Below are 13,882 nucleotides of genomic sequence, written 5' to 3' on the forward strand. Positions count from 1 at the left end.
AAAGACAACTGTAATCGGGATGCACAGACCGTTATGGATCTGGTGAGTGGGCTGATATCCCAATGTCGCGCCATATTAGGGCAAGGGTGCCTATTCGTCCAGAATTGTCATGGAAACCAACTGCCAAACGCTGCGCGTGAAGTTGATTTCAGTGCGATATTCTGCTCCGGAATCAAACGGGTAAATCACCCAAAATGGGCCTTTTTCCCGCACGGACATCGTCTCGCCATCCAAACGTGTGGCGATCAAAGGCGCATGCGGGGTCACATCTTGGATGGACAGGGTCGAGGCGTAATCATTCACGGCGGTCAGTTTGACTTGGGTCCCGCTGGCCTCAATATGTTCAAGCAGATCATGTAGGGTGACGCCCGAGAAATGCACTTCATCATCCGTCCAGATCGTGGTTGTTGTGAATTCCGTTTGGGGCAGGGCATCAAGTTGCTGCAGGTCTAGATTTATGACCGTGTCCTCGATTTGTACCCTCAGAGATGGAGTTGTATCTGCAAGCAGTGAAGGGGGAATGACCAACACGGCTGCAACGAGTGCCAACGTATATGTGGTAATTCGGGACATAAACATCTGGTGATCCGTCTCTGAGAGTGTCAATAGAGTGCCGTGAGTTGAAGGATTTTACGAGGTCTATTAGGTGTATGTAAATAGACTTTGGTATATTTTTCATAGGCGCAGTTGTCTTTCCGTGCTAAAATTATAAGATTAACTTATGGAGGATCCGCAATGGTGAATGTATTAATCGCGGATGACCATGACCTCGTGCGAGACACGATTGTTGCATTTTTGAACGCAGATAATGGTTTCAATGTGCTGGGTGCGGCGACCCTTGATGCCGCATTAGACCTCGCACGTGGCATGACGCCGATGGACGTGATTGTTTTAGATTATAATATGCCGGGCATGAATGGGCTTGAGGGGCTAAAACGCACCCAAGCATTGTTGCCACATGCACGTGTTGCTTTGATGTCTGGAGTTGCAGGCAAAACCGTGGGGCTTCAGGCGATGGAATGCGGCGCTGCGGGGTTTTTGTCGAAATCCATGAGCGCCAAATCGATGGTGCATGCCATCCGTTTGATGGCGCAGGGCGAAGCGTTTTTCCCGTTTGGCTTGGATGACCCGGTTGAACATGCGCAAGACCCGGTTTTGGCAACATTAACCCGGCGAGAACGCGAGACCTTGCAGAGGTTGCAGCGCGGATTAAGCAATAAAGAAATCGGGCGTGACCTGGGTCTTCAAGAGGTCACCGTGAAATTGCATGTGAAAACCTTGATGGCGAAACTGGGTGTGAAGAACCGCACACAAGCGGCCCTATTTGCCAATGAGCGCGGCTTTCACTGACTTGTCCGCTCCCAGTTCGCGCCCAGTTCGTACCCAATCTTGCGGGTCTATATGTTTGGCGTGCTATAGTACCGAATTGCCTTTCGTTGCCGGGTTACAGCAGAGAGTCGCAATAGTATTTTGATCACAGTTTGACCTGTTGTCAGAATGAATTTGACGTGACTCTGGCATGGCTTTGGCACAATTTTTTGTGGGCTGTTAACCAATGAAGTATGTTGGTGTCTATTCAATCCCCTTGTTTTTCAGGAAAATTTACAGGTGAACAGACAAAAAAAGCAAAAATCGCAATGTTGAAAAACTGCAATTGGTTAACGCCCACCGCATTGACCCTGCTGACACAGGCGTTTAAACCCATGGGCAACCAGGCACGCGTTGCTTTCACGCCACCAAGGAGCCAGATGTGCAAGACCTTCTGAGAGAATATCTCCCCATCCTGATTTTTCTGGCGTTGGCCATCGGCATTGGACTTGTTTTGATCCTTGCTGCTGTTGTCCTCGCTGTTCGCAATCCCGATCCGGAAAAAGTATCTGCATATGAATGCGGATTTAATGCTTTTGACGATGCGCGGATGAAATTTGATGTGCGGTTCTACCTTGTGTCGATCCTGTTCATTATCTTCGATCTTGAGATCGCTTTCCTCTTCCCATGGGCCGTTGCCTTTAAGGATGTCGGGATGGTCGGTTTCTGGTCTATGATGGTGTTCCTCGGGGTTCTGACCATTGGGTTCGCTTACGAATGGAAGAAGGGGGCACTCGAATGGGAGTAACCACCGCAGCCACTGCCGGGGAAGACCGTTCGGTCGCCACCGCTGAGCTTAATAAAGAACTTCAGGATAAAGGTTTTATCCTGACCTCCACGGAAGATGTGATCAACTGGGCCCGCACGGGTTCCCTGCACTGGATGACCTTTGGTCTGGCCTGTTGTGCGGTTGAAATGATGCACACATCCATGCCGCGGTATGATCTTGAACGCTATGGCACCGCGCCGCGCGCCTCCCCACGCCAATCTGACTTGATGATCGTTGCGGGCACGCTGACCAATAAAATGGCGCCCGCATTGCGCAAAGTGTACGACCAAATGCCCGAACCACGTTATGTGATCTCTATGGGATCCTGTGCGAATGGCGGCGGTTATTACCACTATAGCTATTCTGTTGTGCGTGGCTGTGATCGTATCGTGCCTGTGGATATTTATGTTCCTGGCTGCCCACCCACTGCTGAAGCCTTGATGTACGGGATTTTGCAACTGCAACGCAAAATTCGCCGCACCGGCACCATCGCGCGATAAGGGGATTTGACAATGGCTGAAGCCCTAAACGAACTTGGTGCATATCTTGAACTGAAACAGCCTGATGCTGTGATCGGTTATGAGATCAACCATGGTGAATTGACCGTAGATGTTGCCCCAACGGGCATCGTTACGTTGGTTGAGTTTCTGAAGAATGATGCGCGTTGCAAATTCTCAAGCTTGATTGATATCACGGCTGTGGATTACCCGTCACGCGACAAGCGTTTCGACATGGTTTACCACTTTCTGTCCATGTATCAGAACCACCGCATTCGTCTGCGCAGCCAGCTGCGTGAAGACGAAATGATCGCGTCTATCGTTGATGTGCATCCAAGTGCAAATTGGTTTGAACGCGAAGTTTTCGACATGTTTGGTATCCTGTTCTCAGGCCATCCAGATCTGCGTCGCATTCTGACGGATTACGGTTTCCGTGGTCATCCGTTGAAGAAAGACTTCCCGACCACTGGTTATACAGAGGTGCGTTACGACGAAGAACTGAAACGCGTTGTGTACGAACCTGTTAACTTGGTTCAGGAATACCGCCAGTTTGATTTCATGTCCCCTTGGGAGGGCGCGGAATACATTCTTCCCGGTGACGAAAAACAAGAGGCCAAAGGCTGATAATGGAGCAGGCGACGCTCATGTTTGGAATAGGTGCAACGAAAGCGGGGACCAGTTGGCTCTACCGTTATCTAAGCATGCATCCAGAGTGCCGCATGCCAGCTGTAAAAGAGCTGCATTATTTCAACAGCGACACGCCTGAAAAAGTGGATATGCATGCCCTTCGGATCGAAGGGAAAGCGGATCAACTGATCGCTGCGGCGCAAGACCAAGATGCGAAGAAACAGGTCAAGATGTTGATGTCTGCTGAAGAACATCGTGAAGCGGCCCGTGTTCTGCGTGCTCCACGTGATGGTCATGCAGCTTATCGCGAGTTGATCTTGAAATCCGCCGAAGATGAAGGCGCGATTTTGGGCGGCGACATCACGCCAGCTTATGCACTTTTGTCTGAAGATGCGTTGCGCGAGATGTCACAAATGGCCCCGAAAACGCGGTTTATCTACATCATGCGGGATCCGGTGGATCGCATGTGGTCTAATGTGCGCATGAATGCAATGCGACGTCTGGAAGAGGGGCAGTCTTTGAACGAGTTTGCCAATCTCATTTTGGAACGTCTTATCAAATCTGGTCATCATCCGTCGCTGATGCAGCGTTCAGATTATGCTGGAATATTGGAAAAGATGGACAAGGCTTTGCCCGCTGAAGACTGCAAGGTGGTGTTCTTTGAGCGCCTGTTCCAAGAGAAAACAGTTCGCAGTATTTGTACCTTTCTGGGCATCAATTACCAATCTGCGGATTTTAAGAAGAAGGTTCATGCCGGTCGCGCAACTGCGATGCGGGGCGACTTGAAAATTGCGGCGCGTGCGCTGCTGGACGACCAGTATAAAGCTGTGGAGGCCCGCTTTGGCGAGCTGCCCACACGCTGGCAACGAGATATGGCGAAGGTATCAGCATGATGGACGGAACCCAGAAGTTTGACGATGCGCGCACAGGCGAGCAGAAGATCCGTAACTTCAACATTAACTTTGGTCCGCAACACCCGGCGGCACACGGTGTTTTGCGCTTGGTGCTTGAACTGGACGGCGAGATCGTAGAACGTTGCGATCCCCACATCGGCCTGCTGCACCGTGGCACGGAAAAGCTGATGGAAAGCCGGACTTATCTGCAAAACCTGCCGTATTTCGACCGGTTGGATTATGTGGCGCCGATGAACCAAGAACACGCTTGGTGTTTGGCGATTGAAAAACTGACCGGCACAGAAGTTCCCCGTCGTGGCAGCTTGATCCGGGTGCTCTATTCTGAAATTGGCCGTATTCTGAACCACCTGTTGAACGTGACGACACAGGCGATGGATGTTGGCGCGCTGACACCGCCGCTTTGGGGATTTGAAGAACGCGAAAAGCTGATGGTGTTTTATGAACGTGCCTGTGGCGCGCGTCTGCACGCGGCCTATTTCCGTCCCGGTGGCGTACACCAAGATCTGCCCGATGATCTGCTGGACGACATTGAAGAATGGTGTGGCACCTTCCCGAATGTTCTCGCGGATATCGACGGTTTGTTGACTGAAAACCGGATTTTCAAACAGCGCAACGCTGACATTGGTATCGTGACCGAGAAAGACATCCTGGACTGGAGCTTCTCTGGTGTGATGGTGCGTGGTTCTGGCCTGCCATGGGATCTGCGACGCAGCCAACCTTATGAATGCTACGATGAATTCGACTTCGAAATTCCCGTGGGCAAAAATGGCGATTGTTATGATCGCTACCTGTGCCGCATGGAAGAAATGCGTCAATCCCTGCGGATCATTCTGCAAGCGATTGAAAAGCTGCGTGCCCCCGAAGGGCAGGGCGATGTGATGGCCCGTGGCAAGCTAAGCCCGCCAAAACGCAGCGACATGAAGACTTCAATGGAAGCCTTGATCCACCACTTTAAACTGTATTCCGAGGGCTTCCACGTGCCTGCCGGTGAAGTTTACGCATGCGTCGAGGCCCCCAAGGGCGAATTCGGCGTGTTCCTTGTGGCGGATGGCACCAATAAACCTTACCGTTCCAAAATCCGCGCGCCTGGGTTCTTGCATCTGCAAGCGATGGATCACGTAGCAGTTGGTCACCAACTGGCCGACGTCGCCGCCATTATCGGCACCATGGATGTCGTGTTCGGGGAGATCGACAGATGATCTTGAACACACGCCCAACGCATTTTGAATACCTTTCTGAGGAGGCCAGCGCATAATGCTTCGCCGTCTACACCACACCCAGCCTGACAGCTTTGCTTTCACCCCAGACAATCTTGCTTGGGCGACTGCGCAATTGACGAAATACCCTGAGGGGCGCGAAGCATCTGCGATTATTCCACTGTTGTGGCGTGCGCAGGAACAGGAAGGGTGGCTGTCTAAGCCCGCCCTTGAATATGTCGCGGATATGTTGGGCATGGCCTATATTCGGGCGCTGGAAGTTGCGTCTTTCTACTTTATGTTCCAGATGCAACCCACGGGTTCTATTGCACATGTTCAGGTTTGCGGCACCACATCTTGCATGATCTGTGGCGCGGAAAGCCTTATTGCAGTTTGCCAAGAGATGATCGCGGCGAACCCGCATGATGTTTCTGAGGACGGCAATTTCTCTTGGGAAGAAGTTGAATGTTTGGGGGCCTGTTCTAATGCGCCTATGGTTCAGATCGGCAAGGATTTCTACGAGGATCTGACCCCTGACATGCTGCGTGATATTCTGACACGTCTGGGCAAAGGCGAAGTACCTGTGCCTGGTCCGCAAAATGGCCGTTATGGCTGTGAACCTGCAGGTGGCGCGGTTGTGCTGGCGGATTATGAAAGCGGCAAAACACAGTATAACGCGTCTGTGCAACTGGCGACGGATATTGGCGAAACCGTGAAACGTATTGACGGATCCGAGGTGCCTTTGACTGCGCCGTGGACCGATCGCGGTGGACGCCCACGCAATGGCGAAACCCCGGTTGAACCCATGACCGCTGCAAAACAGGCGGCTGCTGAAAAGGCTGCGAAACCGGCGAAAGCTGCGGCGAAAAAGCCTGCTGCGAAGAAGCCAGCCCCAAAAGCTGAAGTTGCGAAGGCTGCTCCGAAAGTGGATGCGACGCCTACGGATGACGTGGCTGAGAAGAAACCACGCACAATGACCGCGCCGCGCAAAGCGGGTGCGGATGATCTAAAGCAGCTCAAGGGTGTTGGTCCGAAGCTTGAAACCACATTGAATGAAATGGGTTTCTGGCATTTCGATCAAATTGCCAAATGGGATGATGCCGCCGTTGCTTGGGTGGACAGCCGCCTGAAGTTCAAAGGCCGTATCATTCGTGATGGCTGGATTGACCAGGCGAAAGCCTTGGCAGCTGGCGAAGAAACTGAATTCTCTAAGCGCGTCCAAAAGGGCGGCGTTTATAAGGATAAATAATTGATGACCCCTGAGAAGGATCAAGAACTGGCGAAGCGGGCAAGGATGTTATCCCTTGTTGTTGCAGGTGCCGTGATCCTTTGGCTTGGGGGGCAGTGGATTGGCAGAATGTTGGGCTTACCCGGACGTTTTGCTTATCTGTTCGATCTGATGGCAATGGGCGCCTTTGTTTGGGTGCTGGTTGTGACGTTTGGAATTTGGCGTGCGCGCCGTGATGATAGCTAAGCCCAGTTGGGCAGGGTGGCCGATTTGGCGATCCGCAATGGAAGGAAGAACGAGATGCTGAAGGATCAGGACCGGATCTTTACCAATCTCTACGGCATGCATGACCGTAGCCTTGCTGGTGCGAAGAAGCGCGGCCATTGGGATGGCACCGCCAACATCATCAAGAACGGGCGCGATTGGATCATCGACCAGATGAAGGCCTCTGGCCTGCGTGGGCGTGGTGGTGCGGGTTTCCCGACCGGTCTGAAATGGTCTTTCATGCCCAAGGAAACCGATGGTCGCCCTGCCTATTTGGTGATCAATGCTGACGAATCTGAACCCGGTACATGTAAAGACCGCGAGATCATGCGTCACGATCCACACACGTTGATTGAGGGCGCTTTGCTGGCCTCTTTCGCGATTGGTGCGAATAACGCCTACATCTATATTCGCGGTGAATTCATCCGCGAAAAAGAGGCGCTGCAGGCGGCGATTGACGAATGTTATGCTGATGGTCTGTTGGGCAAAAATGCGGCGAAATCCGGTTGGGATTTTGACTTGTATCTGCACCACGGGGCAGGGGCCTATATTTGCGGTGAAGAAACCGCATTGCTCGAAAGCCTTGAGGGCAAAAAAGGCATGCCGCGGATGAAGCCACCGTTCCCAGCGGGCGCGGGTCTTTATGGTTGCCCGACCACTGTGAACAACGTTGAATCTATTGCGGTTGCGCCGACCATTCTGCGTCGTGGGCCTGAATGGTTCAGCTCTTTTGGGCGTCCGAATAATGTGGGCACGAAACTATTCGCGATCTCGGGGCATGTGAACACGCCTTGTGTGTTTGAGGATGCGATGTCCTTGCCGATGCGCGAATTGATTGAAAAACACGGCGGCGGTATTCGTGGCGGTTGGGACAATCTGAAAGCCATCATTCCAGGTGGCGCGTCCTGTCCGATCCTGCCGAAAGACATGTGCGAAGATGCGATCATGGATTTCGATTGGATGCGTGAAAACAAATCCTCCATGGGCACGGCCTGTATGATCGTGATGGACAATGACACCGATGTGATCAAAGCGATTTGGCGTCTATCAAAGTTCTTTAAACACGAAAGCTGCGGCCAATGTACGCCGTGCCGTGAAGGTACGGGCTGGATGGCGCGTGTGATGGATCGTCTGGTGCGCGGTGAGGCAGAAGTTGAAGAAATCGACATGCTGTTTGACGTCAGTAAACAGGTTGAAGGCCACACGATTTGTGCCCTTGGCGATGCGGCGGCTTGGCCAATTCAAGGTCTGATCCGTCACTTCCGCGAAGAGATCGAAGACCGCATCAAAGCCAACAAAACCGGGCGCATGGGCGCGATGGCGGCGGAATAAAACAACAATGAAACATAACGCAACATATCATCAGCCAAAAGGCACCGAGACACGGCAGGTTTCTGCCGTGTTTGGGGATGTGTGCGTGTGTGTTATTGAATGTCAGCTGGGTGAAACCCCAACTCCTTTCTATCAAAAGGAGACAGCATATGTCTGATATTAAAAAGTTTCTCGGGGTCGTGGCTTTAACGACCCTTACGGCGGTTCCAAGTTTTGCAATGTCACCCGAGATCGTGCCTTTGCGCGACAATGAACGGGTGAACAGTGGTTTGATCACGGCGGGCATCGTGCGCCGTATTCACAAACGCTGCCCCACGATTACCTATCGCAAGTTTCGCAGCTTTGCCTTTTTGCGCAGTGTACATAATCGCGCGCAGGCTGAAGGCTATAGTGCAGAAGAAATCGAAGCTTATGTCGATGACCCAGACGAAGAGGCCCGCCTTTACGTTCGTGTCGACAATTGGCTTTCAAGCCGTGGTGCCCGTGAGGGTGATGCGGAAAGTTATTGCGCCGTTGGCAATGCGGAAATGACCGCTGACAGCCAAATCGGCAATTTTCTAAGGACGGACTAGGACATGACGGACCTGCGTAAGATCATCATCGACGAAAAAGAGGTTGAGGTCGACCCGGCCATGACCCTTATACAGGCGTGCGAACAGGCGGGCGTGGAAGTGCCACGTTTCTGTTACCATGAACGTCTGTCGATTGCTGGCAACTGCCGGATGTGTCTTGTTGAAGTCGTTGGCGGCCCGCCCAAACCGGCGGCAAGCTGTGCGATGCAGGTCCGTGACCTTCGCCCTGGTCCCGAAGGTGCGCCACCTGTTGTGAAAACCAATTCACCCATGGTGAAAAAGGCGCGTGAAGGTGTGATGGAATTCATGCTGATCAACCACCCGCTGGATTGCCCAATTTGTGACCAAGGCGGCGAATGTGATTTGCAGGATCAGGCCATGGCTTATGGCCTGTCCACCACACGTCACAAGGAAGCGAAACGCGCTGTAGATGATCTGGATCTTGGTCCATTGGTCTCAACCGCGATGACACGTTGTATTTCTTGTACGCGTTGTGTGCGTTTCACATCTGAAATCGCGGGCATCACCCAGATGGGCCAAACGGGCCGTGGTGAAGATGCTGAAATCACAAGCTATTTGAATGAAACACTGGATTCGAACCTTCAGGGCAATATCATTGATCTTTGCCCGGTTGGCGCGCTGACAAGCAAACCTTACGCGTTTTCCGCGCGCCCTTGGGAATTGCGCAAGACTGAAACCATTGATGTTATGGACTCTCTGGGGGCCAACATACGTGTGGACACCAAAGGTCGCGAAGTGATGCGCATTCTGCCACGCAACCATGATGGCGTGAACGAGGAATGGATCTCTGACAAAACACGTTTCGTGTGGGATGGTCTGCGTCGTCAACGCTTGGATACGCCTTACATCCGCGAAGGTGGTAAACTGCGCAAAGCCACTTGGGGCGAAGCCCTGGGCAAAGCGGCTGACGCCATGAAGGGCAAGAAAGTTGCCGGGATCATTGGCGATCTTGTGTCAACTGATGCGGCCTTTTCGCTGAAACAACTGATTGAGGGTCTTGGCGGTAAGGTTGAATGCCGCACCGACAGTGCGAAATTGCCGGATGACAACCGTTCTGGTTACGTTGGCACGGCCTCTATTGAAGACATTGATACCGCGACAGGGATCATGTTGATCGGCACCGATCCAAACATTGAAAGCCCGGTTTTGAACGCCCGTATCCGCAAAGCTTGGCTTGCTGGCGCGAAAATCGGTGTTGTTGGGCCGAAGATTGATCTGTCCTATGAATATTTCCACATTGGCGATGATCGCGCCGCTTTGGCGAACCTCAATGAAGGTGAACATGCGGATGCGTTGACGCGTGAAACTGTTGTGATCATCGGGCAGGGCGCTTTGCGCGAAGCCGACGGTGAAGCGGTGCTTTCCCAGGCGATGAAATTCGCTGAAACCACAGAAAGCAAACTGATGGTCCTGCACACGGCAGCCGGCCGCGTTGGTGCGATGGATGTGGGTGCTGTGACTGAGGGCGGTCTTGAAGCCGCACTTGACGGTGCTGAGGTGATCTACAACCTTGGGTCCGACGAAGTTGAGATTTCTAAGGGTGCTTTCGTGATCTATCAGGGCAGCCATGGTGATCGCGGTGCGCATCGTGCGGATGTGATCTTGCCGGGTGCTGCATATACTGAAGAAAGCGGCGTGTTTGTGAACACCGAAGGGCGTCCACAGCTTGCACAACGTGCGGGATTTGCGCCGGGTGATGCGAAAGAAAACTGGGCGATTTTGCGCGCGCTGTCTGCTGAACTTGAGGCCACACAGCCTTGGGACAGTCTTGGTGGTTTGCGCACCCAGATGATCGAAGCCGTGCCACATTTGGGCGCGATGGATGTGGTTCCTGAAAATGAATGGAAACGCGTTCCACTGCGTAAAATGGGCAAGGCGACATTTGTGAATGCGATCACAGATTTCTACCTGACCAACCCAATTGCACGGTCCAGCCAGTTGATGGCGGAACTGTCCGCGAACGCAAAAGCGCGTCGTGAAACTGCGATGGCAGCTGAATAATGAACCTCACCCACCATATCACCGGATCCTCACCGCGAGGTATCCTGCGGGCAGGGGCGCTTATGGCGTCTGTGGCTGTGGGTCTGTTCGGATGTGTGGCGGGTGCAGGAACGACTGACGTGACACATGATGGGCCTTTCAAGCCGGAATATCTTGGCATTGAAACCCACCTGCTGGATCGGGACTATGAAGGTGACGACTTGATCGCCTTTGACGTCAAAATGCGCGGTGCGCGTGGGCGAGCAGATGTTGCTGCCTATGCGGATTGTGCTGCGGCGCAATATGCTTTGATCCGTGGTTACGGATTTGCACGGCATTTACGCACGAATATTGAAATTGAGGCTGGCGTTTGGCAGGGGGATGCTGTTTACAGCATCTCAGCGGCGCTGCCACGTGGATCCCGCACAATCGACGCTGAAGTCGTTCGTGCGAACTGCGTGGAAACTGACATACCGACGGTATAAGAGGCAACAGATGGTCGAATTCTTCACCACTACAAACCTGGGCATAACATTGCTGATCATTGGTCAGTGTCTGTTGGTGCTTGTTCCTATTCTGGTGGCCTTGGCCTTCCTGATGTACGCGGACCGTAAGGTCTGGGCGGCTGTGCAAATGCGCAAAGGTCCCAACATGGTTGGGGTTTTTGGTCTGCTGCAAAGTTTTGCGGATTTCCTGAAATACATCGTGAAAGAGGTCGTTGTACCCGCAGGGGCTGACAAAGCTGTCTTCTTCCTAGCCCCGATGACCACATTCGTTCTGGCGGTGATCGCCTGGGCCGTGATCCCCTTCAATGAAGGTTGGGTTCTGGCAGATTTGAACGTCGCGGTTCTGTATATCTTCGCGGTTTCCTCACTTGAGGTTTACGGCGTGATCATGGGCGGTTGGGCTTCGAACTCGAAATACCCATTCTTGGGATCCCTTCGATCTGCCGCGCAGATGATTTCTTATGAAGTCTCGCTTGGCCTGATCATCATCGGTGTGATCATCTCATCCGGTTCCTTGAACTTCTCAGGTATCGTGGCGGCACAAGACGGCGCATATGGCATCTTCTCATGGTTCTGGCTGCCGCATTTCCCGATGGTCTTCCTGTTCTTCATCTCAGCCCTGGCTGAAACCAACCGTCCCCCATTTGACCTTCCCGAAGCGGAATCCGAATTGGTTGCGGGCTATCAGGTTGAATATTCATCCACGCCTTTCCTTCTGTTCATGATCGGTGAATTGATGGCGGTTGTGTTGATGTGTACCCTGACATCACTGCTGTTCTTTGGTGGCTGGTTGTCACCCATTCCGGGCCTGCCAGATGGCATCCTGTGGCTGATCCTGAAAATCATTTTCTTCTTCTTCATCTTCGCGATGGTGAAGGCAATCACACCGCGTTACCGTTACGACCAACTGATGCGCATCGGTTGGAAAGTCTTCCTGCCAATGTCACTGGCTTGGGTTGTTTTGGTCGCGTTCTTTGCACAATACGGAGCCTTTGGCGGTGCTTATGCACGCTGGGCAGTGGGGGGCTAATCGATGGCTATGGATTACACACGCGCGGCGAAATACTTTCTGCTGATGGATGTCATCAAGGGCTTTCAATTGGGTCTGAAATATTTCTTTGCCCCAAAAGCAACGCTGAACTACCCACAGGAAAAAGGGCCTCTTAGCCCACGTTTCCGCGGTGAACACGCGCTGCGCCGTTACCCAAATGGCGAAGAACGTTGCATTGCTTGTAAACTGTGTGAAGCGGTTTGCCCGGCACAAGCGATCACCATTGACGCGGAACCCCGCGATGATGGTTCGCGCCGCACAACACGCTATGACCTTGATATGACGAAATGTATCTACTGCGGTTTCTGCCAAGAAGCCTGCCCCGTGGACGCGATCGTTGAAGGGCCAAACTTCGAATTCTCAACCGAAACCCGCGAAGAGCTGTTCTATGATAAAGAAAAGCTTTTGGATAACGGTGCACGTTGGGAAGCGGAAATCGCACGCAATCTAGAAATGGATGCGCCTTACCGATGAGCAACCCAACAAACCCTTTTGCAGCGATGATGGAACAGGCCCAAGAACAGTTCGGGGAGATGGCGAAAGCCGTGAACCCGGCGCTTGAGACCTTCGCAGCGGACGGGTTTGAAAAGCTGATCCCAACCATGCCAGCAGATTGGATGGAAGGGATGTTCGGCAAGGGCCTGTCGGAAGATGGCCTGGACGCGAAGACAAAATTATTGCTGACCTTGGCGGGTTTGACTTGCCAGGGCGCACAGGCGGAAGCGCCGTTTAAACTGACGGTGCGTCACGCACATGTTGCCGGGGCCACGCCCCAAGAAATTTCAGAGACCATCGCAATGATGGGAATGTTTGCAGGTCTGCCCGCGTCTACACGCGCCGCAAAATTTGCACAGGATGCGCTGGCTGACAGCGAGAAAAAGGAGACAGGCGAATGACAGTCGCTGATTTCGCATTTTATCTTTTTGCCCTCACAACTGTGGTTGCTGGGTTCCTCACGGTGATCAGCCGCAACCCGGTGCACTCAGTCTTGTGGTTGATCCTATCGTTCCTATCGGCGGCGGGCCTGTTCGTGCTTTTGGGCGCGGAATTTGTCGCGATGCTGTTGATCATCGTCTATGTGGGCGCGGTCGCGGTTCTGTTCCTATTCGTTGTGATGATGTTGGACGTGGATTTTGCCGAACTCAAAAGCGGCATGGCGAAATATATGCCCGTTGCCCTGTTGATTGGCATCGTGATCCTGATGGAATTGGCCATGGTATTTGGCACGTGGCAAGTCGCAGAAGAAGCGCAAAGCCTGCGCCAAGCCGTGACACCAGCGATTGGCGACATTCACAACACCCAAGCTTTGGGTCTGCTGATTTATGATGACTATATCTACCTGTTCCAAGCCTCAGGCCTGATCCTGCTGACCGCAATGATCGGCGCGATTGTTCTGACACTGCGTCACCGCACCAACGTCAAACGTCAAAACGTGATGGAACAAATGCACCGCGATCCAGCCAAAGCAATGGAGCTGATCGACGTGAAACCGGGGCAGGGGCTGTAAGTGAACAGCTGGCTGATCATCGGGATTGCGATGATTGCTTTTGGAATAAC

17 protein-coding genes are annotated in these 13,882 nt (G+C 52.8%); 16 read left to right on the forward strand and 1 reads right to left on the reverse strand.

The genetic code is table 11. The features are described 5' to 3' along the window. Positions 1–90: 90 nt before the first annotated feature. Complete coding sequence (locus tag RJ38_RS01095) at positions 91–579, reverse strand: putative pterin-binding protein (RefSeq protein WP_052245114.1); 489 nt, start codon at positions 577–579, stop codon at positions 91–93. A gap of 156 nt (positions 580–735) precedes the next feature. Between RJ38_RS01095 and RJ38_RS01100 the strand changes: the two genes are divergently transcribed. The 16 genes from RJ38_RS01100 (at position 736) to RJ38_RS01180 (ending at position 13,832) form a co-directional block, all read left to right on the forward strand. Then, on the forward strand, positions 736–1,350 hold the full coding sequence (locus RJ38_RS01100; RefSeq protein WP_337588966.1) for a response regulator transcription factor: 615 nt from the start codon (positions 736–738) through the stop codon (positions 1,348–1,350). Positions 1,351–1,750: 400 nt separating this feature from the next. Next, the gene (locus RJ38_RS01110) at positions 1,751–2,116 is read left to right on the forward strand and encodes an NADH-quinone oxidoreductase subunit A (protein ID WP_039017080.1); all 366 of its coding nucleotides are present in this window, start codon (positions 1,751–1,753) and stop codon (positions 2,114–2,116) included. Further along, positions 2,107–2,637, forward strand: a complete 531-nt coding sequence (locus RJ38_RS01115) for a NuoB/complex I 20 kDa subunit family protein (protein ID WP_039017081.1) — start codon at positions 2,107–2,109, stop codon at positions 2,635–2,637. Before RJ38_RS01110 ends, RJ38_RS01115 begins: the two co-directional genes overlap by 10 nt. Before the next feature lie 12 nt (positions 2,638–2,649). Continuing rightward, positions 2,650–3,258 (forward strand): NADH-quinone oxidoreductase subunit C, encoded by a 609-nt coding sequence (locus RJ38_RS01120; protein ID WP_039017082.1) that lies wholly within the window; start codon positions 2,650–2,652, stop codon positions 3,256–3,258. 20 nt (positions 3,259–3,278) lie between these two features. Next, on the forward strand, positions 3,279–4,154 hold the full coding sequence (locus RJ38_RS01125; RefSeq protein ID WP_039017083.1) for a sulfotransferase: 876 nt from the start codon (positions 3,279–3,281) through the stop codon (positions 4,152–4,154). Further along, a complete protein-coding gene (locus tag RJ38_RS01130) occupies positions 4,154–5,374 on the forward strand; it encodes an NADH-quinone oxidoreductase subunit D (RefSeq protein WP_202903853.1) in 1,221 nt (406 codons plus the stop codon). The genes RJ38_RS01125 and RJ38_RS01130 overlap by 1 nt, the downstream gene beginning before the upstream one ends. A 55-nt stretch (positions 5,375–5,429) precedes the next feature. Next, positions 5,430–6,620, forward strand: coding sequence for an NADH-quinone oxidoreductase subunit E (locus RJ38_RS01135; protein WP_039017085.1), 1,191 nt, complete (start codon positions 5,430–5,432; stop codon positions 6,618–6,620). A 3-nt stretch (positions 6,621–6,623) separates the two neighbouring features. Then, positions 6,624–6,845 carry a DUF5337 domain-containing protein gene (locus tag RJ38_RS01140; protein WP_039017086.1) on the forward strand — a complete coding sequence of 74 codons (222 nt, stop codon included), beginning with the start codon at positions 6,624–6,626 and terminating at the stop codon, positions 6,843–6,845. 54 nt (positions 6,846–6,899) lie between these two features. Then, complete coding sequence (nuoF, locus tag RJ38_RS01145; RefSeq protein ID WP_039017087.1) at positions 6,900–8,195, forward strand: NADH-quinone oxidoreductase subunit NuoF; 1,296 nt, start codon at positions 6,900–6,902, stop codon at positions 8,193–8,195. Positions 8,196–8,344: 149 nt separating this feature from the next. Then, positions 8,345–8,767: a DUF5333 domain-containing protein gene (locus RJ38_RS01150; protein ID WP_052245115.1), complete on the forward strand. Its 423-nt coding sequence runs from the start codon at positions 8,345–8,347 to the stop codon at positions 8,765–8,767. A gap of 3 nt (positions 8,768–8,770) precedes the next feature. Further along, complete coding sequence (nuoG, locus tag RJ38_RS01155; protein ID WP_039017088.1) at positions 8,771–10,789, forward strand: NADH-quinone oxidoreductase subunit NuoG; 2,019 nt, start codon at positions 8,771–8,773, stop codon at positions 10,787–10,789. 62 nt (positions 10,790–10,851) lie between these two features. Beyond that, a complete protein-coding gene (locus RJ38_RS01160) occupies positions 10,852–11,253 on the forward strand; it encodes a hypothetical protein (RefSeq protein ID WP_039017144.1) in 402 nt (133 codons plus the stop codon). 10 nt (positions 11,254–11,263) lie between these two features. Beyond that, the gene (nuoH, locus tag RJ38_RS01165; RefSeq protein ID WP_039017089.1) at positions 11,264–12,304 is read left to right on the forward strand and encodes an NADH-quinone oxidoreductase subunit NuoH; all 1,041 of its coding nucleotides are present in this window, start codon (positions 11,264–11,266) and stop codon (positions 12,302–12,304) included. A 3-nt stretch (positions 12,305–12,307) separates the two neighbouring features. Then, positions 12,308–12,799 carry an NADH-quinone oxidoreductase subunit NuoI gene (nuoI, locus tag RJ38_RS01170; RefSeq protein WP_039017090.1) on the forward strand — a complete coding sequence of 164 codons (492 nt, stop codon included), beginning with the start codon at positions 12,308–12,310 and terminating at the stop codon, positions 12,797–12,799. Beyond that, positions 12,796–13,221 (forward strand): carboxymuconolactone decarboxylase family protein, encoded by a 426-nt coding sequence (locus RJ38_RS01175; protein ID WP_039017091.1) that lies wholly within the window; start codon positions 12,796–12,798, stop codon positions 13,219–13,221. The genes nuoI and RJ38_RS01175 overlap by 4 nt, the downstream gene beginning before the upstream one ends. Then, the gene (locus RJ38_RS01180) at positions 13,218–13,832 is read left to right on the forward strand and encodes an NADH-quinone oxidoreductase subunit J (protein ID WP_039017092.1); all 615 of its coding nucleotides are present in this window, start codon (positions 13,218–13,220) and stop codon (positions 13,830–13,832) included. Before RJ38_RS01175 ends, RJ38_RS01180 begins: the two co-directional genes overlap by 4 nt. Positions 13,833–13,882 lie beyond the last annotated feature (50 nt).

The organism is Halocynthiibacter namhaensis (genome assembly GCF_000812685.1).
Classification (GTDB): domain Bacteria; phylum Pseudomonadota; class Alphaproteobacteria; order Rhodobacterales; family Rhodobacteraceae; genus Halocynthiibacter; species Halocynthiibacter namhaensis.